This window comes from Solibaculum intestinale (assembly GCF_040096205.1).
GTDB classification, from domain to species: Bacteria; Bacillota; Clostridia; order Oscillospirales; family Acutalibacteraceae; genus Solibaculum_A; species Solibaculum_A intestinale.
Genome location: NZ_JBBMFD010000001.1, coordinates 108204 through 128564, shown reverse-complemented (window position 1 = coordinate 128564; position 20361 = coordinate 108204). Strand labels below are relative to the sequence as shown.

At 45.9% G+C, this 20361-nt stretch carries 18 protein-coding genes; all 18 read right to left on the bottom strand.

The features are described 5' to 3' along the window. Positions 1 to 11: 11 nt before the first annotated feature. Positions 12 to 1004: a BtrH N-terminal domain-containing protein gene (locus WMO26_RS00570; RefSeq protein ID WP_349217592.1), complete on the bottom strand. Its 993-nt coding sequence runs from the start codon at positions 1002 to 1004 to the stop codon at positions 12 to 14. Next, a complete protein-coding gene (locus WMO26_RS00565; RefSeq protein WP_494338184.1) occupies positions 991 to 1761 on the bottom strand; it encodes a hypothetical protein in 771 nt (256 codons plus the stop codon). Before WMO26_RS00565 ends, WMO26_RS00570 begins: the two co-directional genes overlap by 14 nt. Positions 1762 to 1981: 220 nt before the next feature. After that, positions 1982 to 3490: a S8 family serine peptidase gene (locus tag WMO26_RS00560; protein WP_349217591.1), complete on the bottom strand. Its 1509-nt coding sequence runs from the start codon at positions 3488 to 3490 to the stop codon at positions 1982 to 1984. Next, positions 3487 to 5313, bottom strand: a complete 1827-nt coding sequence (locus WMO26_RS00555; protein WP_349217590.1) for an ABC transporter ATP-binding protein — start codon at positions 5311 to 5313, stop codon at positions 3487 to 3489. The genes WMO26_RS00560 and WMO26_RS00555 overlap by 4 nt, the downstream gene beginning before the upstream one ends. Beyond that, positions 5310 to 6506 carry an ABC transporter permease gene (locus WMO26_RS00550; RefSeq protein ID WP_349217589.1) on the bottom strand — a complete coding sequence of 399 codons (1197 nt, stop codon included), beginning with the start codon at positions 6504 to 6506 and terminating at the stop codon, positions 5310 to 5312. The genes WMO26_RS00555 and WMO26_RS00550 overlap by 4 nt, the downstream gene beginning before the upstream one ends. Beyond that, positions 6503 to 7597: an efflux RND transporter periplasmic adaptor subunit gene (locus WMO26_RS00545; RefSeq protein ID WP_349217588.1), complete on the bottom strand. Its 1095-nt coding sequence runs from the start codon at positions 7595 to 7597 to the stop codon at positions 6503 to 6505. Before WMO26_RS00545 ends, WMO26_RS00550 begins: the two co-directional genes overlap by 4 nt. A gap of 15 nt (positions 7598 to 7612) precedes the next feature. After that, positions 7613 to 8485, bottom strand: coding sequence for a carbohydrate ABC transporter permease (locus WMO26_RS00540; RefSeq protein WP_349217587.1), 873 nt, complete (start codon positions 8483 to 8485; stop codon positions 7613 to 7615). Continuing rightward, positions 8482 to 9354 (bottom strand): carbohydrate ABC transporter permease, encoded by an 873-nt coding sequence (locus tag WMO26_RS00535; protein ID WP_349217586.1) that lies wholly within the window; start codon positions 9352 to 9354, stop codon positions 8482 to 8484. Before WMO26_RS00535 ends, WMO26_RS00540 begins: the two co-directional genes overlap by 4 nt. Before the next feature lie 16 nt (positions 9355 to 9370). Beyond that, positions 9371 to 10732: an ABC transporter substrate-binding protein gene (locus tag WMO26_RS00530; protein WP_349217585.1), complete on the bottom strand. Its 1362-nt coding sequence runs from the start codon at positions 10730 to 10732 to the stop codon at positions 9371 to 9373. 394 nt (positions 10733 to 11126) lie between these two features. Beyond that, positions 11127 to 11282 (bottom strand): hypothetical protein, encoded by a 156-nt coding sequence (locus WMO26_RS13685; RefSeq protein WP_494338183.1) that lies wholly within the window; start codon positions 11280 to 11282, stop codon positions 11127 to 11129. 214 nt (positions 11283 to 11496) lie between these two features. Beyond that, a complete protein-coding gene (locus WMO26_RS00525) occupies positions 11497 to 11652 on the bottom strand; it encodes a CLI_3235 family bacteriocin precursor (protein WP_349217584.1) in 156 nt (51 codons plus the stop codon). A 264-nt stretch (positions 11653 to 11916) separates the two neighbouring features. Next, entirely contained in the window at positions 11917 to 12207 is a 291-nt protein-coding gene (locus WMO26_RS00520; protein WP_349217583.1) for a hypothetical protein, read from the bottom strand. A 29-nt stretch (positions 12208 to 12236) separates the two neighbouring features. Then, positions 12237 to 13397 carry a TIGR04066 family peptide maturation system protein gene (locus WMO26_RS00515; RefSeq protein ID WP_349217582.1) on the bottom strand — a complete coding sequence of 387 codons (1161 nt, stop codon included), beginning with the start codon at positions 13395 to 13397 and terminating at the stop codon, positions 12237 to 12239. Continuing rightward, positions 13360 to 14838: a Cys-rich peptide radical SAM maturase CcpM gene (ccpM, locus tag WMO26_RS00510; RefSeq protein ID WP_349217581.1), complete on the bottom strand. Its 1479-nt coding sequence runs from the start codon at positions 14836 to 14838 to the stop codon at positions 13360 to 13362. The genes WMO26_RS00515 and ccpM overlap by 38 nt, the downstream gene beginning before the upstream one ends. A gap of 4 nt (positions 14839 to 14842) precedes the next feature. After that, on the bottom strand, positions 14843 to 16111 hold the full coding sequence (locus WMO26_RS00505; protein ID WP_349217580.1) for a phenylacetate--CoA ligase family protein: 1269 nt from the start codon (positions 16109 to 16111) through the stop codon (positions 14843 to 14845). 5 nt (positions 16112 to 16116) lie between these two features. Further along, complete coding sequence (locus WMO26_RS00500; protein ID WP_349217579.1) at positions 16117 to 16380, bottom strand: acyl carrier protein; 264 nt, start codon at positions 16378 to 16380, stop codon at positions 16117 to 16119. A gap of 32 nt (positions 16381 to 16412) precedes the next feature. Then, positions 16413 to 18161 carry a non-ribosomal peptide synthetase gene (locus WMO26_RS00495; protein WP_349217578.1) on the bottom strand — a complete coding sequence of 583 codons (1749 nt, stop codon included), beginning with the start codon at positions 18159 to 18161 and terminating at the stop codon, positions 16413 to 16415. Between the two features lie 637 nt (positions 18162 to 18798). Then, positions 18799 to 20154, bottom strand: a complete 1356-nt coding sequence (locus tag WMO26_RS00490; RefSeq protein WP_349217577.1) for a sodium-dependent transporter — start codon at positions 20152 to 20154, stop codon at positions 18799 to 18801. Positions 20155 to 20361: the final 207 nt, after the last annotated feature.

Sequence of the window (20361 nt, the reverse complement as noted above, 5' to 3'; positions counted from 1 at the left end):
GTAGTTCCCTCTTATTTCACAATACGCATTCGTCCGGCGATTTTCTCTTCGATTTCCGCGGCCTGGCGGACAAAGGAAGCAAGCTCAACCTGCCTGTCCTGCATTTGATTTTTGAGATAAGCCTTATAGCAAACGCTTTTTATTTCCGTCCAGATTCGTATGGATTCCTGAAACTGGTCATAAAGCTCTTGATATAGGGGAAGACGGCATTGACGCGCCGCATAGAGAAGAGCGTTTGAAAAATTGATCCGGTCCCTTATGATATTTCGAAAGGCCCGGAGTAGGATGCCGCTTCCGCCTCCGAATTCCTCCATATCACTTGAAGAAATCGGGTGCTCTTGCAGGCAATCGGCAAATTCCCGCATCTTTTCAAACGTATTCTTTCCTCGGTTTTTTTCCAAAAGGTCTTCCGCCTTTTTTTGAAATACCGCAATTGCCTCCTCCGTTCTTTTCGGCGCTTTACCTTTTCGAAAAATATACACCTGCTCGCGGAAGGCTTCTTTGACTTGGTCGTACCCCAGAAGCTGGTTTTTGACAGGCGGCTGAAAAAAGGGCGGCGTATCGTTGCAATAAAGACCCTTGTCCAAAGCCATTCCAGTTACCAAAACGGAATGGATCGAATGTATTTTTTGATAAAAGCTCTCCATCCACGGCAGATAATACGTATCAATAAAAACAATAACCGGTAAATCCTGCTCAAGCTGTTCTTCCAAAAGCTTATACAATTGATCAATGCTTTCACAGCCGCTTTGATAAACTTGCACCCCATGAAAAAGATACAAATTCAGAAAAATTCGGTCCTCATTCCTGTAATAAAGCCTCGGCCCCAAATCTCCCCGATTCCAAATCCCATGTCCTTTTGTGCCGGGCGGCGCAAATTCAAATCCCCACGCCTGCGCGTACATCAACTCATGATCCAGCTTCCAGTGATTCATAACCGATATCACCAAAAAGTGGCTGCATGCATTCAGTCCGTCATCCATAAGCGGCTCAATCGAAATCATATGGTCCCCTTCCTCTGTGCTTGAGATATTCGAGCATTTCATGTGAAAGCAAATCCTCTTCATCGGCAATTTTATGAATTTGGGTGAAGATCCGCTTTTTTACTTCATCGTCAAAACGTGCGTAATAACTTTTCGTTAAGATCCCTTTTATCACATTCCACCGGGAAGCGATTTCTTCCAGACGCCGCGCATAACAAATAAGAGAAGCGGCCGGATCGCGGCCGGCAAGGAATCTGATGTATTCACCGTATAATTCTCTGCCGCCTGCAATATACGTCAGCTGTTTGAAGAGTTCCACATCAAAGAAATACGTTTCCAAATCTTTGAATTCTTTTTCATAATCAAAGCTTTCATAGAAATCTTCGGCAAAGGTTTTCATTTGCGATACACAACCCGTCTGAATGTATCGCATGACTCCTTCGACCGCCAAATCATACAAAAACGGAATGGAAGAATCCGCCGCGGTTTGCGGAGGTAACGTGGACAAAACAAAGTGATCAAAGCAATTTTGAAGTTCTTTTTTAGACAAAACCGCGTCGGATTTTTCCAAAATCGGATCGAGACACAAATAGTCTCCTTCCTCTGTCAACCCGGTTACGATGCAGTAATGCTCACGGTGCAGTTTTCGATAAACCGGATACCAAGGACAGAAAAAAGAGTCCAGATAAAGCATTGGCATACGGTGCTCCCGGACATGCGACTCCAATCGTTCACAAAACCGCTCAAAATTCTCATCCGATTCCTGCTGAAGAACCATTCCGAAAATCCTCTTTGAATTGGGCATTATTTCTAGACCTCCGTTTGAGATCCGCTTTCCCAGAACACCGTCGTTCCCCTTTTGGTATGCAAAATTCCATGACAGACAAAAACACATGGGATAACAATCCGTATATGCTTCCAAAATCGTCATCACGCAGTTTTGCAGGCAATCCAGGCTACGGCGTACAGTGGGGGTAAGCAAATGCATCAAGCTCCTTTTACGAATCTTCCAGATAGTTCATCAAGGTTCGGTACAAGCTGCGAATATCCTCTAAATCGTGTTTTAAAAATACCTGTGCCTGTATATTGGGGGAAATGAAGCCGGGTGAATACGGTACTACGCAAATATCCGCTTCCAAGTCCCCCCTGGCTCCCTCCATTTGAGAAGATATTCCCACTACCATAATTTCGCTTTGGAAAACGGAGTGGAGCCTCTTGAGCGCATTCTCGAACGGAAGGGTCTCCTGCATATATTCAAAGCCCATTGCCATCCCCTGACAAGAATCGGTTACCAGCAAGGCGCGGATCTGGTCCTGAAAAAAAAGCGTACGTAACTGGAAAAGGACGTAAAGCAGCCGGTTTTGAGGATAGCCGGCCACCACCACGACAGGAACCGAAACCGCGGGCAAACCGTTTTTCCGTTCCTGCGTCTTCCGATCCCCAATCAGAACGGCATCCCTATAGCGGTTCAGAATCGTCCGCCACTGGTCACGGTGATGCTGTACAAAAAATAAGATCGGCTTTTGCCCCCATTGCTCGAGCAACCCGGTAACTGATTTCGTAAGGTCGGCAGAGAAATACGATCCGCATAGATTGACAAGAAGAATGGAAGCGGTCTGGCGATATTGTTCCATTTGTGCAGCACAAAAAGAGCCGTCGCTCCATTGCTGCCGCGGCCAATCCAGCTGAACCGAGTCAAAAAGCAAGGGCAGGTTACAAAAAGATTCCGCTTTTGCCTGCGCTCCCTCCTGCGTCAGAATATTTACTACCAAGGCTTTTTGTGTGATTCCATCGAGCCGATAATAAGGAGGCTGGTAGCTTGCCGTTTTTCTTTTCGACTTTTCGTACAAACGAAAAAGGAGATCCTGCATGTCTGTAAAGGGTCTATCCAGCAGAAGATTGCCAACCGCCGCTGTGACCACTGGCGCCGCATAACTGTTTGCAACAGCAGACAGATAAAACGGGGTTTTTCCTCCTTCCTTTCTCAACAGATGTCTGGAGGAGGCGGAAAAATTGATGCCATCCAAGCTGTCCTGTTGATAACAAAATTCATTGTCTTTTAGGGAGGCGTCCGCTTTTACCCCAATGACGGAAAACATACTGGCCGGATAGGTCACAATATTGCGGTTGTTGCACGCAGCTACTATAACGATTCCTTTGTCCGTCATTTCATGGATCTGCCTGCGTATCAACGAAAAATCCTCGTATTCAATACTGCCAAGGCTCAAATGGACGATTTGAACCCCTTGCGACGTACACCACTGCAGGCCGGCAATCAGCTTGCATACGTCACAGCGGCGGGTATGGCCGTCCAGAATTTTTACACTGAGCGTCTTACAGGCCGGCGCGTATTTCTTTATAATCCGATAGCAGACGGTTGCGTGGCTTTCCATTCCCGGTTGTATCTCATATGCGGCTATTTGCAGGTCATCGGTAACCTCAACGGACGCAATGAGATCGGGATGGATGACGTTGACGCCGTCATCTATAATAGCAATGCAAATCATCTGCTGCGATCCTTCTTCACCTCGTAATTTTTCGCCTGCAGGCGGAACAAATACGCGTAACGTCCGTTGGCATCCATAAGCTGTTCATGATCCCCTTGTTCTATAATCTCTCCGTTTTCAATTACCACAATGTTATCTGCGGCCATAATGTTGGAAAGGCGATGCGAAACGAAAATAGCCCCTTTATCGCGGTATAACTCGCGAAACCGTTCAAATAAATCATGCTCGGATTGAGGGTCTAGCGCCGCAGAGGGCTCGTCCAGGATCATCATTTTGGAGTCGGTTTTAAAAAAAGTCCGCGCCAGCGCAATCTTTTGCCACTGCCCGCCCGACAGTTCTTCTCCCGACTCTTCATATTGACGCGTCAAATACGTATCCAGCCCGTTTTTGAACTGGTTTACAAATGGCGCCGCACCGCTTTGTTCCAGTGCTTTGTGGATTTGATCCATATCCGATTCTCTCGGAAGGTTTGACAGCGTTACGGAGTCTTTCACACGAAACGCATAATTGCAATAGTCCTGAAAAAGAACGCCAAAGCTGTCCCGTATACTCCGAATCGAATATTTTTTGATGTCAATTCCATTGATGAGAATGCTTCCTTCGTCCGGATCGTACAGTCTCAGCAGCAATTTGATCATCGTGGATTTTCCGCTTCCATTGATTCCAACGAAGGCGATCCGGTCTTTCGAGGAAAAGGCCAATTGGATCTTCTTCAAAACCGGTTGGCCGGGAAGATAGGAAAAAGTCACGTCTTTAAATTCTACATGAAAATCACCAGATAACGTCAGCTCTCCCTCATCTTTGATCCGGTTTTCCCATTTCTGAAATTTCATGTAATTCAGTACCCGGATCTTGCCATCACTTAGAAAACCGTAATAACTAATCACCAGATAAATGCTGGACAGCAATTGCGTAATCAGTCCGTAGTAATAAGAATAATCGCCAACCGTATAGGAACCAAAAAAGATTTGCTGCCCGATTTGAAGAATTGCCGCCAGTGTTACGATTTGCGGAAGGATGGATGCAAACGCTACTCTTTTTATGTATGTTGCAGATACCTTTTTCTTTTCGCCAAACCAGTCCTTCCAAAGGCGGTTGTATTGATCCGTAATATGCTCTCCAATTCCATATTGCCGGACGTCCTTTGCAAAAATGCGCTGGGTAAGCAATGAAACAAGATAGGTGATTTTTCGTTCCAAGCCTAAGGTACTTCTCTGCCAGGAATACAGCTTTTCAAACATGGCCTGATTGAATAACACTCCCGGTATTCCCGACAGCAGCAACAGCAGGCCGTATAACATATGAAACTGCATCACGCACACCAAGGCAATGACAAGCTGAATCAGAAAGCGGAGCAGCTGAATGGCTCGAAACGCCGTTTCATTGATTTGATAGCTGTTTTGTGTGGCGTCTTGTAATTCATTGTAAAATTCGACGGAGTCGAAATACGATAAGTCAAGCGCTGCTGCTTTTTTGGAGATTTCATTGCGCGTGTAATTCATGATAATATCCCTGTGCATCCGTTCACAATATTCGCTCAGGGAATCGCATATTCTTTGAAGCACTTCCGACAAGATCAAAAATATCGCAAAGAAGAGAAATTGAGAGAAATAATAGGACGCCATTTCTTTTTGGGAAAATCCCGCCACAAGCGCATTCACAATTTCACGGCTCAAATAAATGGATAGAAACGGCGCCGCAATTCCTATACAGGCAAACGCGACCCGCAGAATGAAGTATTTGTGCGAAGATTGAAAGGACATCTGAATACAGTTCGCTATGACGCGAATCAATTCCCAAAAATGAGCAACACGTTTTTTCACTTCTTTTGAGTGTCCTTTCTGAGAAATCGCACGGCAGCCTTTCGGATGGATCGGATGCAGGCAAAGAAAGCAAATACCGCGACAGGCAGAAGAACTCCATGAATCACAATGCCATAAAAGGCGATGTTTCCATAAAAATCATAGCCAGTTACGCCAGCGTTGCGTGTGTGTATGAGATTGAGAAATTGCTGCCAATAATGTCTCAGATCAAAAATGTTGTCCTTGGGCAGATACTGGGGCGGAATGTAAGGAGAAAAGGATACCAAGCTCCAAATCACACCTGTAAAAAGGAGAAGCCCGGTCCCAACAGCCAGTCGGGAGACTTGCTCCTTAGTCCAGAAAGGAGAAGGCTCTGTTTGCTGCCTTCTCTTTCTTATGTCCTTTGTAAATCGGATCAGGAGGTCCAGCCCTATGCGAAGCAAAAGAATACCGGCGGTTATTCCAACGATAAACCATAGGATTTGCGTATTTTGCTCCATCACCCGTGTGGCCTGTGTCAGGTCCTCCATTTGATACCCGGCTATTTTCGCACCGAGTATTTCCTGTACGGCACTGATTGTGTCCTGCAGGTGATCGGTCCCCTGCAAAGGCGCCGCCAGATTTACCGGCATCTTTCCCATCACGGACGCCTGCGAAGACATCGGGACAAAGACCGTGTCGTTGCCGTCGGAAGACAGGTCGTAAAGCAGGGAGCGGTTGTGTTCATAAACGCCGATAACCGTATACCTGATTTGGTTTATGTTTACTTCATGTCCAACAACGTCCAAGCTCTTAAACAGAGCAAGCGCCGCCTTGTCGCTGATGACTGCGAAACGATCCATACTTTCGATTCCCTTGGAAACAAAGTACGTGCCGCGCAAAAGAGACAGCCCGTAAACATCCGCATACCGGTCGTCCGTAACTTTCTGCGTGACAGAAAGCTCGACTCCATTTTCTCCGGTCAGCTTTCCCTTTTGGGAAGAAAATACCGTAATCCCCGCCTGCTCCAGCGTCTCTTCGCTCTTCAGGGCTTCCTTAACCGTGAATCCCTCCTGCGCAGACGACAAAATTTTATATTCCCTGGCTTTTGGCAGAATTTCAGCGGCAGTGGACGTAATATTCGAGCCGGCACACACCAGCAATACAAAAACCATCAGCCAAACGCCCGCTTTGATTAATCGGGTACGATCCTCTCTTGCCAAAGGGTATCTCATGTCTTCTCCACCTTTACCACCGACCCGTCCTGTATGGGAAGGCTGCCCACATCGGCGATCACTTCAGAACCGGGCGCAAGGTTTTTGCCTGATACCGCCGCACGGAGATTGTTCCGGTCCAGAATGCTGACTTCAATCTTTTTTGCAACATACTGTGTTCCAAATAGGCTTTCCTCGGTCTCAAGTATATATAGGTATCCCATATCCTGGTTGTTGGACTCATGGGGCAGCAGTCCGCTCGTTGGTACCACCACATCGTACGGGCTGCTTTCTTTCGTCAGCCTCACATCCACCGGCTTTCCCTGTGTTACCGCGCCGGCAGAAGGGAACAACGCCTTACAGGAATAGAGGTTCGTGGACGGCTGAAAGTTTTTTTGGGCAAGGGTGCTGTCCAGTTCCTGTACGGTCGTTTGATTTTCCACATAATCGTAGGATACTGCCCGGATCGTAACCTTGTCGTTCTCGCCGAAAGCTGCGCCGCTATCCAGATCCATTTCCCATTCAACCGCCGGCTGCGCATGTTCGGGAATCAGTGTCATCAGAAGTTCGCCCTGCTCCACCATCTGTCCTTCTTCCACCTGGATTCCGGCAATGGTCCCGTTTTGCTGTGCAATCATCTTTCCATCCGCTGGATACTGTTTCTCCAAAAGCGCCAATTTTTGTGTTTCCGCTTCAAGCTGTAGCTGCAGAATGGCGGCGTCCTGAGCTGTTTGCGCTTTTTTCTTTTTTTCCTCCATTTGCTTGATGCTTGCTCTCTGCTGCAAAATCAAGATATTCGCCTGGTCCATATCAATCTCAAACAAAAGGTCTCCCTTTTTTACCGCTTGATTTTCATTGACATGGATTTTGGTTATGGTCCAATTGGATTGGGCTGAAAAGTCCTCTACCCCTTCGTATTTTATAATCCCCTTAAAATCCGCAACCGACGACAGAGACCCGGGTTCCACTGTGGCCAAGTGAACGGTGGGGACAAACATTCCTGCAATGGTGCGGGACAAAAACGTACATAAAATCAATAAAATAAACAGCGGCAGAATGATTTTCAGCAGCCGTTTTTTTCGGTTGGATAAACCCACTTCGTTTGCAGCCATTTCAACCGCCTCTTTCTATTTGAAATTGACATATTCGATTCCGGTTACCAGCTCCTCTTCAAAAAAGAGGAACAATAGCAGCACCACTCCCATGGACAAGACGCCGCAAGCAAACGCAAGTCCCGGTTCGCTTGTATTTACGTTGGACAAAAAGATTGACAAAGGATACTGGGAGGCGTCCTTCAAAAAGACCAAAGGCTGCTCGACCATATTCCAGTTGTCGATAAAGCAGAGTATCACGAGGGATGCAATCCCCGCCTTACACTGGGGAAGAACTACACGAAATAAAATCCGTATTTGATTGGCTCCATCCAGTTTCGCCGCCTCAATAATGTCATCCGGCACGGATGCAACCACCTGCCTCATTAAGAAAACGCCAAACGCGCCGAAAATTCCGGGAAGGATGATGGCCGCATAGCTGCCTATGAGTTTCATTTGGTCGAGTACGATATAATTGGATACCAATGTAACCTGGTACGGCATCATCATAAGAACGATAAACAAAAAGAAAATGGGCTCCCGAAGGGGAAACCGGAACTTTGCAAAACCATAGGCGCTGATACAGGAAACCACGACCTGACCAATGACAATCGAAATGGTAAGAAACAAGGAATTCCAGAATTTCATTAAGTAGTCCGGCCGGCGCAGCAGCATCTGATAGTATCCGTCGAGGGTCGCTTTATCCGGGATGATATGAAACGACATAGCTGCTTCATTGGAACTCCCAAAAATTGCTCCATAATACTTGCGAATTTCATCCGCGCCCATGAACGAATCCGCGAGCATATACAGGATGGGCAGCAGCGCCACAAGAGAAATCAGCCCCAAAACCGTATACCATACCAAAGAAGATACCGTCCGAGAGCTCTTTCTTATATTTCGTCTCATTTTTTATCCACCTCCAGCCTTCTTTTTGCCAGATACAAAAAGAACACGAAGGTAAAAATGATCACAAACACCAGCAAAGCGGCCACGGATAAGCGCTGATAATTCAAATTTTGAAAATTATTGTTGAAAAAATGCTGGAGCATATAGATGCTCTCATGAGGATGGGAGCCTCCCAGCAAAAACGCCTCCCGGAAAGACTTAAAACTGTTGATAATGGATATGACAAATACAAAGAAAAAAGTAGGTACCATGAGCGGCAGCGTAATCCGAAGCAGCATCGCTTTCCTGCCGGCCCCATCCACCTTGGCGGCCTCATATAGCTCTTTTGGAATGGCATTGAGCCCTGCCAGCAATAAGACGATGTTGTAGCCGCAGTTTTTCCATATGTATAACAGGACCAGCACGCCGAATGCATGCTCGGAATGAAGCCAGTCCTGACCGGAGACCCCAATCGCATTTAACATGCTGTTGAGAATGCCGAGATTGTCAAACACGATCTGAAACACCAAAATAACCGAAGCCACCGGGATTACCAAAGGAAACAGGAACACGGTTCGGAAAAACAACGCTCCAGCGCATTTGCGCTGGAGCGCCATAGCCAACGCAAAGGAAATTACCATAATGAGCGGCACGCTGCAAAGGATGAATTTGAAGGTGTTCCCGGCTGCCAAACGGAATGCCGCGCTGTTGATGACATTTTCGTAATTGGAGAATCCGGCAAAATGAATGCCGCCTACGCCGGAAGTAAACGTATACCAAAGGCTGATCAGAAAAGGATAGACAAAAAACACGATCAGGCCTATGATCGCCGGTGAGGCAAACGCTAAGCCCGTGAGCGCTTCCCGTTTTCGAAGCTTCATTCGTTTCATAGCCGCCTCCGTATGTTTATTCGCTTAAATACATGGTAAGCTTTGTTTCCAAATCCCGAATGCAGGTCTCGTAATCCTTTTCCCCATTGAGATAAGGGGCCATACAATCGTTTAAATACTGGGCGGTAACACTCAGTTTGCTGCCGATCCATCCTGTTCCCAGGGAACAGCTGGTGATGCGGTCCAGAACCGTGCCGTACTGCTTAATAAACTCACCCGGAGATAATCGGACCGGATACGTTATACCATCCGAATCTTCAATCGGGTTTCTGATTTTGCTGGAATAAATGCGGACCAAATCCTTGGCCGCGCTCGTTTGGACCGGGATATCAAAAGTCGGCACATTCTGAGAAGAGCTATCTCTCAGAGAGAGCAATTTGATAAAGTTATAGGCGTTTTGTTTGTTGGGGCTGTTGGCGCGCACCGCGGCACACGAATATGCCTTGGCCTGCAAGCCGCCGTCCATCGTGGGGATGGCCGAAATGACCGGCGTTTTCTCCATCCCGGTAATGATATTCGCTTCAAGCATCAATCCAAAGGAACCATGATATGCATATAGGTCGGAAAAAAGAGTCTGATTATTTTTCAGTGTATACAACCCTCCATAGGAAATACCCGACATCTGCAGCGGGTTTTGCTTCTCCTGCTGATAAACTCGTTTATACGCATCCACCACCTGCCGAAACGCGTCCGTATCGACATGGATGGTCTTGTTTTCATAATCCATATAGTCCAAGCCACTGTAATTGAGATAATCCCACAACGTGATATTTCTTCCATCAAACGCGCGGCAGGAACTGTCTGTTTGGGTAAAGGGTTCGATGCTCTTGGTAAAGTCGGAAAAGGTCCCGCTTTCCAGAAGAGTGTACCCCTGACTGTCCAAATTTTCCTGGCTGCTTAAAAGAAGCGGAAGCGTATAGGTCAGCGGAATGATATACTGCTTCTCTTTAAATACGCCGCCGTCCAAAACCGGCCTGCTGTATTCCTTCCAAAAATCGGCGTCCTGCTCCATATAAGGCGTCAAATCGCAGAAGGCGCCGGCATCCATGGTTTTATACACGTCTTCAAATTCATCCGTGAACAGGATTAGATCTGGGCCTTTTCCGGCCATGACCTCATTCTTCAAGATTTGGACGTATTCTTCTCGGGCAGTTTCATAATTCTGGTCTTTCTGCCTGGTAATAGTAACCTCAACATCGGGGTAGCGCTGCTCAAACAGCTCCAATGCCTCCTCGTATTTCGGCGTATAGCTATAAGGAATGTATAAGGACAATTGGGAGGTTGGGGGTTCTACCGTGCCATCGCCGGCTTTGGTGCTGCACGATGTAAGCGATAAGAGGAGACCGATTAATAAAACGAAGCCAATGTATTTTTTCATTTTCATCCCCTTGATTCCTTTCCTGATATTGACGCGGAGGGCGGAGAGCACAGAGGGCCCTCTGCCCTCCCGCGTTCTACAAAAGAGGTGCACCATTTTGAAAAAGACTGGATCTTTGCGGATGGAAATAAACGGAGGGAACGCGGCCGGCTATGTGGGAAACAGAATCGCCTTGATCATTGAGGGTGGGCAGCTTAAAAAGGATCGTCGCATATACCCGGAACGATAAAGTCCTAGACTTTTCACGGGATAACGATGGCAACTGCCCTTGCCACTATGACCGCAGCCTTGGCACAAAGACATCCTTTGGGCAATGTTCAGCAAAAGCACTTTTTCCTTTATAGGTTCCTTTGCCGGCTCATTATTCCAAGCGCTATTGAGCATGAAAACGTGCTTATTTGTTGATGCTGGACTCCTTACCTTTGTTAAGAAAGTCCTGATCGCTCATCGAATAGGCTCTGTTGGTACAAACGCACGCAGGGCAATAGCACCACGCATAAGCCTCGACACTTGCTTGCTTATTTTTTATGGCCTTTTGTAGTTTTTTCATCGCAATTGCTCCTTTTTATGGTATCGTATTGTCAAAATTCTTTGTTCTGAATAGAACCGATGGTTTGACAATGGGAGTTCTTCTGTGGACGGTCCCCAGCTCTTTCCCGGTTTATCCCCGTCTTTTCCGCGATGCACATCCTACGTAGCCGTTTCATTTATACGTTCCTTTGCCAACTCATTATCCCACGCGCTATAAAAAAATGAAACCATGCTTATTTGTTGAGATTGGAATCCTTGCCTTTACTGATAAAATCCTCATCGCTCATCGAGTATGCTCCGTTCGTACAACGGCATACAGGGCAATTACACCATGCATAAGCTTCGACACTTGCTTGCTTGTTTTTTATTGCCTTTTGTAGCTTTTTCATTTCTGTCGCTCCTTTTATCGTATTAGAATAAGGCCTCTGTTCTGAATAGAACCGATTGGTTTGACAATGAAGTTCTTCTGCGGCTGGTCCCAAACTCTTTCCCGGTTTATCCCTGTCTTTTCCGTGATGCACATCCTATGTAGCCGTTTCATGCCATATGGCTCTTGTGAGTCGAAACACAACCGGAATCTTTTGCACATGTCCGTGCAAAAAACTGCGAATGTGTTGTGTCAGTCTTTTCATACATATTCATTCCAGCATACTTTAAGCCAAACATTTTCCTGCATTTTCTTGGATCTGCTGCCGTTTTTCTTGCTGCTTTTCAAGTATCAATTTCGCCAGACTCTGGATGGAGTAAATCCGGTCCTGATCGAAATCGGTTTCGTCAAACGCAATGCCGCATTCCTTTTCCAGCTGAAAAATCAAGTAGATGAGATGGCGGTAGTTAAACCGGAACATATTTCCAAAAAAGTGTTCCCGCAAGAGAACAGGATTATTGCTGTCGATGATTCTTCCAAACAGTCTTTCTATATCCCGTATGATCGTTTCTTCCATACGCTTGTGTTCTTCCCTGTCCAAGCAAATCACCCCTCAAAATCAATCATAATTTCAGGCATCTCTTCCACCTCATTGGTAAGCTTCTTGAGGATTAACTCAAACGCTTTCTCTTGATCCCGCTTCTGTTTCAGGTTCCATACAGGAACGGCTGCGGGATCGCATGTGCTCCAATATCTGACCGCTTCCTCAACCTCATTCTGATCGTAAAAGTTATAGACGATTTCATCCTTGTCCAACGTGGTCAAGGCATCTATGGCAGTGGAGGACATATGGATGCAATCCACCGGGAACCCGAAGCGCTGGTAACAATAACGCGACATATCCTCAAATAGATTGGATTTTCCTGCATCATAAAGGCTGCAAAGCAGAGTAAAGTCCGGCGTAAACGCCTGTGAAAGAACAAAAGGAAGAATTCCGAAGCCGTTGGTATGCGTTTGGTTATATTTCTGAACGGGAAACGGAACTCCTACAATCAAAAGATCCGCATGCTCCTCGTCGATCAGCTTTCGGACATATTGGTTTATGGCATATACTTTTTCGCTTTCCGTCAACCCAACTTCCGTCATAAAAGAGGGAAACGAATGAAATCCGAACGCCTCGCAGTATGGCCTCGTTCCGATCTGGCTTACACGATATCCTTGCTCCTCAAACAGACGCCGCAGTATTAGCTGTACTTCAAACTTATCGGTATTTTCACTGATTCCCATAATCTGAATAACCGGCACCGACGGTTCCAGCAAATCCTGTGTGACATCGGGCGTGAACCTGTCCTTTGTTTGGGTATTCGTGCCCCAATAGCGCAACAATCCGTTTTTCGCGCCCTTCTGCCGGTTCCATTTTTCTATTTGATCCTCATGAACCCTGCAAAAACAAAAAACAGTTTTCTCTTGCTCCAAGGCGGTTTCAATCGCTTTTAAAACAAGCTGGTCCAGATATTTGTTGCTGGGATAATCACAGACAAGGAGAATATCGCTGTCCCTCAGTTCTTCCTCCAGCGAATTTGTTACGACGCATTCCTGTGTTCCGTGTTTTGTTGAAATCTCAACTTTCGTTCCTACGAAACCGAGCCCTCCAGGTGAAACAACGGCAATTTCCTCAGCCGAAATACACAGCTGGTCAAAATGCCGCAGGACCGGCTCAAATGTGTGGTTATACGGATATAGAACAGCCTTTTTGTACGCACTCACCGCCACCGCTCCTTTCTCTTTCGTGCATTTCCTCCTGAAGCTCCCGGAGCAGCAGATAATTTAACAAATTGTCATGTACCTGCCGCTTGGTATCACGGCAATGGCTTCTTTTGAATTCTTTTGACAATTCTCCTCCATTGTCGCACTGACGGGCACAAATCATACAATTGGCGATCGCCCAGCAGTCCTTGCATTCCTCCTGCGTCAACGTGCCGATGTTCAACAATTTTTCCGCTGCCTGTAAATCAAAGCCCGTTTTGATATCACCGATCTTCATGGCCTGCGACGTTTCGCTTACGCGTTCGCAGGGAAAGAACGTTCCGTCCGAAGCGACGAAAAGCCTTTTTTGTCCGGGAATGCAAGGCCCGCCAGGCGCCATCGTTGGAAAAATCCGGATTTTGCCCATATCTTTTAAAAAGAGATCCATCTGGGTCATAATGGATGATACGGTCAGACGCGATACCTTCTGCTTTGGATACCGGCCAAGAAGGCTCATATAGGCCTTAAACTGTTCTTTGTTTTCCCCGATTGTGAACTTATCCGTTATCGCCACCTGTTCGATCGAATAATCGGTGCCCACCATAGACGTGTGGGCGGATAAATCTCTAAATAAGGGATCGTGATTGAATAAGTTATGGATAAGTTCCACTTGATTTCTTGGGTCAACCACCGTATTGACGATCAATCCCTGATAAACCTCCGGATATTCCCGCTGAATTTCTTCTAAATTCTTTCGGACCGTCTCGAACGTACCCCGCCCGTCGGCCGCAAATCTTCTCGAGCGGTCCTGGATTTCTTTGGGCCCATCCAGGCTGACGACAATGCTTACATCATGGTCGTATAAGTATTTCGCGACCTCTTTGGTAAGCAGCGACCCATTGGTGGTAATCGTAAACGTCAGCTTCTTCCCTTCGAATGACTTCTTTGCATAAGGGATCAATTTCTTGATAGTCGCCAGTTCCAGAAGAGGTTCCCCTCCATAAAACCCAATGCATACCATTTCCTGGTCCCGGCTGTGCTCCCGGAAGAAATCAATGCAAGCATAAGCGGTTTCCAGGTCCATCCTTTTCGAGGAATGCCCTCGCTGGGTCCCTAAGTCACTGCCGCCATACACGCAATATGCACAGCGGAAGTTACAATTCTGCGTCAGCTGAAGCGTCATCTGGGCAACATTATGGCTAAGATGATAGGAAAGGCTTTTTAAGTACGGATGCTCGATTTTTAAGGGCCTGTCTGCCGATAAATACCCTTGTTTTTTCAGCTGGTCCATTTTTTCTTCCATCTCAGGATTGCTCTGCAGGCTGCCTTGGGAATCCGACAATACATGCTTCAAATAATCATAAAGCCTCTCTTCAATGCGTACGAGAACATTTTTATTGACTTCGTAAAAATAAAAATGCAATGGCGTCTTTATCAAATGAATGAATGGACGGGCCGGCATCCTCTCACTTCCCTTCTTTGCATTGGTTGATGAAATACTTAAACTTTCCTGTCTGCGGATCCGGTAAAATACACTCGGAAAACTGGAAATTCCACTTGGCGTCCTTCAATTTCTGCTCCTGGATGTTGAGCAAGAAGTTTTCCATTACGCCACTCTGCCACGTGGAAAATTCTTTCTTTAAGACAAGCTTGACTGTAAAACAACCAATACCGGTTTGAATAATTTGAAACTGCTTGATCGGTGCTCCCATATATTCATTCGTGTATTCAACGATTCCGATTAAAACATACGCATTTATTTTCTCTGCATTCGGCAAAGAAATGTAATCGCTGGAGCGGCCCGATTTTATAATCAACTCCGGGCGCTTGCTCCCGCACGGGCACTGGGAATCACGCACCAGAATTCCTCGATCTCCCATCTGATAACGAAGAAACGGCATGGCATAATTGGATAAGGATGTGATATAAATATCCCCTTCTTCCTCAAAAACCGGCTCTCCGTCTTTGATGACTTCCACAAGAACATTGTCTGTTAAACAATGCATATGGCCTTCTTTGCATTCAAACGCGATGGCATTTGCTTCATTGCAGCCGTATTGATTGGCTACGGGAACTTGGAATGTCTGCTCAATTCGCTTTCTTACGTCTTCAAACAAGTACTCTCCGCTCAACTCAATATAGCTCAAAGACGGCGGAAGCGCCAAATGTTCCTTTTGTACAATTTCGGCAAGCAGATCGGCAATGCTGGGCTGCAAATTAAACCATTTCGGGTCAAAGGAGCACATTTGTTCATAACAGTCCCTTAACCTCTCATAGGTCAGGTTGATTTTACAAAAGCCAAGGTAACGCCCGTCCAATGACTTTTGTACCATTTGCTGTTCCACGATTTTATTCCCCTGGTAGCTGGCCGTATAGAATCCGCAAAATTTGTCCGACGGGCCCACTCCATAATACCGATTTCGATAGTTCCACAGAGAAAGCAGCGATTTAATATCGTCTTTATAATCCCAATATATTTTTAGATATTTTCCTGTCGAGCCGGACGTGCGCCGAAGCACAATGTTTTTGGTTTTCGGGAATTTTTTGTATTCCTCCGATATAAAATCCTCCGGTTGTGCCTGAATGTCATCCTTATAAAGAAAAGGCAGCTTTCTCAACGAATCGTAGTCTTCTATGGACAACGGATCGATTCCGTTTTCATCCATCCTTCTTTTATAATAGCGGACGTTTTGGTACGCATAGCTAACGATTTGCGTTAGCCTCTCTATTTTCATGGGATTCACCTGCTTTCTTTCGTAGCTAATTTTTGTTCAATGCATTTTTTTAGATTTCCATAATGTGCGATAATATGAAACACCAATTCATCGTCTTCCATCTGTATTTCAAAGGTGTTTTCAATATCGACCACAAATTTCATGATACTGACCGAATCAAACCCGAAATCTGCAATCAAATCGGAAGAATCCCGGATATCCTCTTCGGTTAAGTTCATGTAACTACTTTCCATAATCAGGTTCTTCAGTTTCTTGTCCACTGGCGACATACTATCCCTCCATTTGTCGTATTTTCCTTTTTCTATATGCATTTTTTCAACTGATTGGATACATAGTCGGATAATTCCCGGACCGTTTCAAATAGCCTGTAATCAAGCATACGATCCTCGAATTCAAAACCCAAGGTCTCTTCCAGGCGGACCGCGATTCGAATAAAGGACAAGGAATCAATTCCAAGCTCCATCAAGGTCGTTTCAGCCGGCGGACTGCCATAGCTCTGATTTCGGACAGACTGAATGGCATCCCAGATTTCCTGCTCATAGTCACAAGCGGGAGCATGACTTTCATATCCTTCTGCCGTTTTCTTTTCAATCAGACTTTCCAGTGCCTTTCGGTCCACTTTTCCGTTCAGAGTAAATGGATAGTCTTCTATTTCCACATACCTGGCCGGAAGCATATAATCCGGGATCCGGTTTTTTAACCATAGGCGAAGCTCGCTGTCGCGGACCTTTTTCTCTTTCACCCGGGAATAGGTCAACACAATTTGTTTTTGATCCTCGGTCCCTTCCGCCAGTGCAATTGCCCGTTCAATTGCTGGGTGATCTTGCAGGTTGTGTTCGATTTCTTCCAGCTCGATCCGATAACCATGCAATTTAATCTGATTGTCCTTTCGCCCAACGTATTCCAGGTCGCCGGATGGCAGCAGGCGTACAAAATCACCGGTCCGATAAACGAACATGCCGTTTTCCGGAAGCTGACAAAAACTTTGTGCGGTTCGTTTTTCCTGGTTATGATAACCAGCCGCTAAGCAAGCACCTGAGAGGCACAGCTCGCCGATCTGGCCCGTTGGAACCGGCCGAAGGGTATCGTCCACCACCCATACACCGATATTTGGCAATGGCTTTCCGATATCCGGGTGCTCTTTGTCGGTTAGTTCCGATACCGTAGCCCAAATGGTACACTCTGTGGGGCCATACATATTGTAAATTTTTGCGTTTGTTTTTTGTTTCACACATGTAAGAAGCGAATCTGGAAACGTTTCTCCTCCTACCATTAAGATTTTTACCGATTTCAGCGATGCCAATTGGGAATCATAATTGTACAAAAGCTGCAACCGGGAGGGCGTCAATTGCAAAATCTCTACCTTTTCTTCCATCAGCAATTTTGCCATCTTTCTGGGATTGTCCTTTTCTTCTTCGCTTGCTAAAACAATCTCCCAGCCATAAACCAGTGCGGCAATAGATTCTACGAAAAAAATATCAAAGGAAACGGTGGTAAAGCACGCTATTCGATGTAACCCTTCAAAATGTATTCTTTTCGCCAGTCCCTCTATAAAATTGGCCAAGCCTTTTCGTGTTACCATCACTCCCTTGGGGTTCCCGCTGGTTCCAGAAGTGTAGGCTACATATGCAAGAGGATTTCCCGCGAATTGGGAGTAATCGTCAATGGTTTCTTCTGTGGAAGGCTGGTCAAGGAAACAACTGGGAATCCCGGCGAAAAACGGCTTATACTTCATTTGGGATACAATAAAATCAACTTGCGCATCCTGCAAGATCCACGCGATACGTTCCTTAGGAAAATTCGGATCAATCGGCACGAAGGTAATTTTCATTTGAAGCATGGCCATAATTGCCGCAATCATTTCCGGTGAACGGTCTAAAACGATGGCGGCCGTTTGCTTTGCAGGGCACGAAATCATAGAAATTTCTTTTGCAATTCTATTGATACAATGTTGCAACCAATCATATGATAGTTTATTTCCCAAAAATTTTATTGCCGTTTGTTCCTTTTTCTTGTGTAAAATCATTTGACTAAATCTGCTTTGTAGCATATCCTCGCCTGCTTCTTATTTATTATCAATATATAATTTGCATAAAAAAATTATATAATACACCGCTTTTTCTCATTTTTTAATATATTACATGTATTTTTATTACAAATAAAGCAAAAAACTAGGAAATCATTTCAACTTTTCCATCATTTTTGATTTATTTAACAAAATTATTATCAATCTGGTATTTTTATAAAATCTCAGTTTATTTTTCTAAAATTTAGTTGCCAATGAAGCGAGACATAAATACAGAAAACCGTACGGACGAAGTGATAATCGGCTTACAAGCAGTCTGGGCTATTGGAATTGAAACAAATCCCGTCCATATAAAAATCCCGCTGCGATTATTTCTTATCGCAGCGGGATTTTATCAGACATATAACACAAAAAAATTCATCGGCTTCCATGTATAAATGATTTTTTATGGCTTCATCTGTAGAGACGCAATGGATGCCGGCCGTAAATCAAACCAATGTCCAGACAGACGGCGCGAAAACTGCAACCGTCAATTCAGCGAGCAGAAACGTCTTCTCTCTGTCAGCATAAAAAGGGCCTCAACTGCTCTTTTTGACAATGGAAAGGCCTGCGGCGGAGCTACCACCGCAGGCCTTTCCTGCCGCAAAATACGAAAAACAGATTAAATCACAAGAATTCCTGTAGCGTTCAGGATAGAACTGACCAGAATGGCGATGATTAGGACCGGGGCGATGTACTTGATCATGACCACGAACATTTTCTCGCCGTGGAACTTTGACGAAAGCTTGACCTCGTCGGAAATGACTTTGGTCTTGATAACCCATCCAACAAAAATACAGGTAAAAAATGCCACGATGGGCATGAGCACACTATTGCTGAGGAAGTCGAAGAAGTCGAGGATGGACATGCCGAGAATCTGGACGTTTTCCCAGATACCAAAACCCAGAGAAGACGGCACGCCAATCAAAATTGCGCCTATAGCCACTACCAGGCAAGTAATCTTGCGGCTCCAGTGAAGCTTATCCTGAAGGATAGACACCACCGTCTCCATAAGCGAAATGGCGGAAGTAAGCGCGGCGAACAAAACCAGCAGGAAGAAGGCGGCGCCAATGACAAGACCGCCGGTCCCCATGCTTTCGAACACCTTGGGCAGCGTAACGAACATCAGGCTCGGGCCCTGCTGAAGCTGGGACTGGTCGCCGCCGGAAAAGACAAACACCGCCGGTACGATCATCAGCCCCGCCACAAGGGCGATGCCGGTATCGAAAATCTCGATCTGCTTGACCGATTTCTCCAAGTTTGATTCCTTTTTCATATAAGAGCCATAGGTAATCATAATGCCCATGGCAAGGGACATGGAGTAAAAGAGCTGGCCAAGAGCGGCTAAAACCGTCATGGGAGAGAATTTGCTGAAATCGGGCGTGATGTAATAAAGCACGCCTTCCCATGCGCCCGGCATGGTAATGGTATACACCGCCACCACGACGGAGAGCACTACCAAAACCGGCATCAGAATTTTACTGGCCTTTTCAATGCCCTTCTGCACCCCGAGCAGCACGATGATCGCGGTCGCTGCGATAAATACGCACAACCAAAAGATCGGCTGCATGGGCTGGGCGATAAAACTGGAGAAAAAGTCGTTTCCGGCGGCGGCACCGCCGTCCCCGGCTACGTAAGAGGCAAAATACTTGACCACCCAACCGCCGATGACACAGTAATACGGGAAAATTATCATCGGGACAATGGAGGTCAGCCAGCCCAAAAAGGAAAATTTCTTATTCAGCGACCGGAACGCGCCGATGGCGCTTAAACCAGTTCTCCGGCCCAAAGCGATTTCTGCGATCATCAGGGTAAAGCCGAAGGTGACCGCCAGGATGATATAAACAAGCAGGAAGATCCCACCGCCGTATTTCGCCGCCAGATAGGGAAACCGCCAGATGTTTCCCAAACCCACTGCAGAACCCGCCGCAGCCAATACAAAACCGATTCTGCTGGAAAAGTTACTTCGTTCTTTCATGACCGACATCCTTTTCTGTTTGCATTATTTTTTCCTTTTAAAAAAGGAAAGCGCATCATAGATATTGATTATGCCATGTATTCACAGATATTTCAATCTTTCTTCCGAATAAAACCACAATTTATTCTTATTTCGTTCATATTATACAAAGGTTTCTGGAAATATTCTACGTTTTCTTTCCCTGTTTCTTTTTGTTCTTACAAAATA

Bases quoted from the DNA above. Each gene is read 5' to 3' on its own strand.
- WMO26_RS00535 (WP_349217586.1), bottom strand. From the start codon at position 9,354: ATGAAACGAATGAAGCTTCGAAAACGGGAAGCGCTCACGGGCTTAGCG.
- WMO26_RS00550 (WP_349217589.1), bottom strand. From the start codon at position 6,506: ATGAGATACCCTTTGGCAAGAGAGGATCGTACCCGATTAATCAAAGCG.
- WMO26_RS00520 (WP_349217583.1), bottom strand. From the start codon at position 12,207: ATGGAAGAAACGATCATACGGGATATAGAAAGACTGTTTGGAAGAATC.
- WMO26_RS00490 (WP_349217577.1), bottom strand. From the start codon at position 20,154: ATGAAAGAACGAAGTAACTTTTCCAGCAGAATCGGTTTTGTATTGGCT.
- WMO26_RS00570 (WP_349217592.1), bottom strand. From the start codon at position 1,004: ATGATTTCGATTGAGCCGCTTATGGATGACGGACTGAATGCATGCAGC.
- WMO26_RS00500 (WP_349217579.1), bottom strand. From the start codon at position 16,380: ATGTCGCCAGTGGACAAGAAACTGAAGAACCTGATTATGGAAAGTAGT.
- WMO26_RS00525 (WP_349217584.1), bottom strand. From the start codon at position 11,652: ATGAAAAAGCTACAAAAGGCAATAAAAAACAAGCAAGCAAGTGTCGAA.
- WMO26_RS00545 (WP_349217588.1), bottom strand. From the start codon at position 7,597: ATGGCTGCAAACGAAGTGGGTTTATCCAACCGAAAAAAACGGCTGCTG.
- WMO26_RS00530 (WP_349217585.1), bottom strand. From the start codon at position 10,732: ATGAAAAAATACATTGGCTTCGTTTTATTAATCGGTCTCCTCTTATCG.
- WMO26_RS00540 (WP_349217587.1), bottom strand. From the start codon at position 8,485: ATGAGACGAAATATAAGAAAGAGCTCTCGGACGGTATCTTCTTTGGTA.
- WMO26_RS00505 (WP_349217580.1), bottom strand. From the start codon at position 16,111: ATGAAAATAGAGAGGCTAACGCAAATCGTTAGCTATGCGTACCAAAAC.
- WMO26_RS00560 (WP_349217591.1), bottom strand. From the start codon at position 3,490: ATGATTTGCATTGCTATTATAGATGACGGCGTCAACGTCATCCATCCC.
- ccpM (WP_349217581.1), bottom strand. From the start codon at position 14,838: ATGCCGGCCCGTCCATTCATTCATTTGATAAAGACGCCATTGCATTTT.
- WMO26_RS00565 (WP_494338184.1), bottom strand. From the start codon at position 1,761: ATGGTTCTTCAGCAGGAATCGGATGAGAATTTTGAGCGGTTTTGTGAA.
- WMO26_RS13685 (WP_494338183.1), bottom strand. From the start codon at position 11,282: ATGAAAAAACTACAAAAGGCCATAAAAAATAAGCAAGCAAGTGTCGAG.
- WMO26_RS00495 (WP_349217578.1), bottom strand. From the start codon at position 18,161: ATGCTACAAAGCAGATTTAGTCAAATGATTTTACACAAGAAAAAGGAA.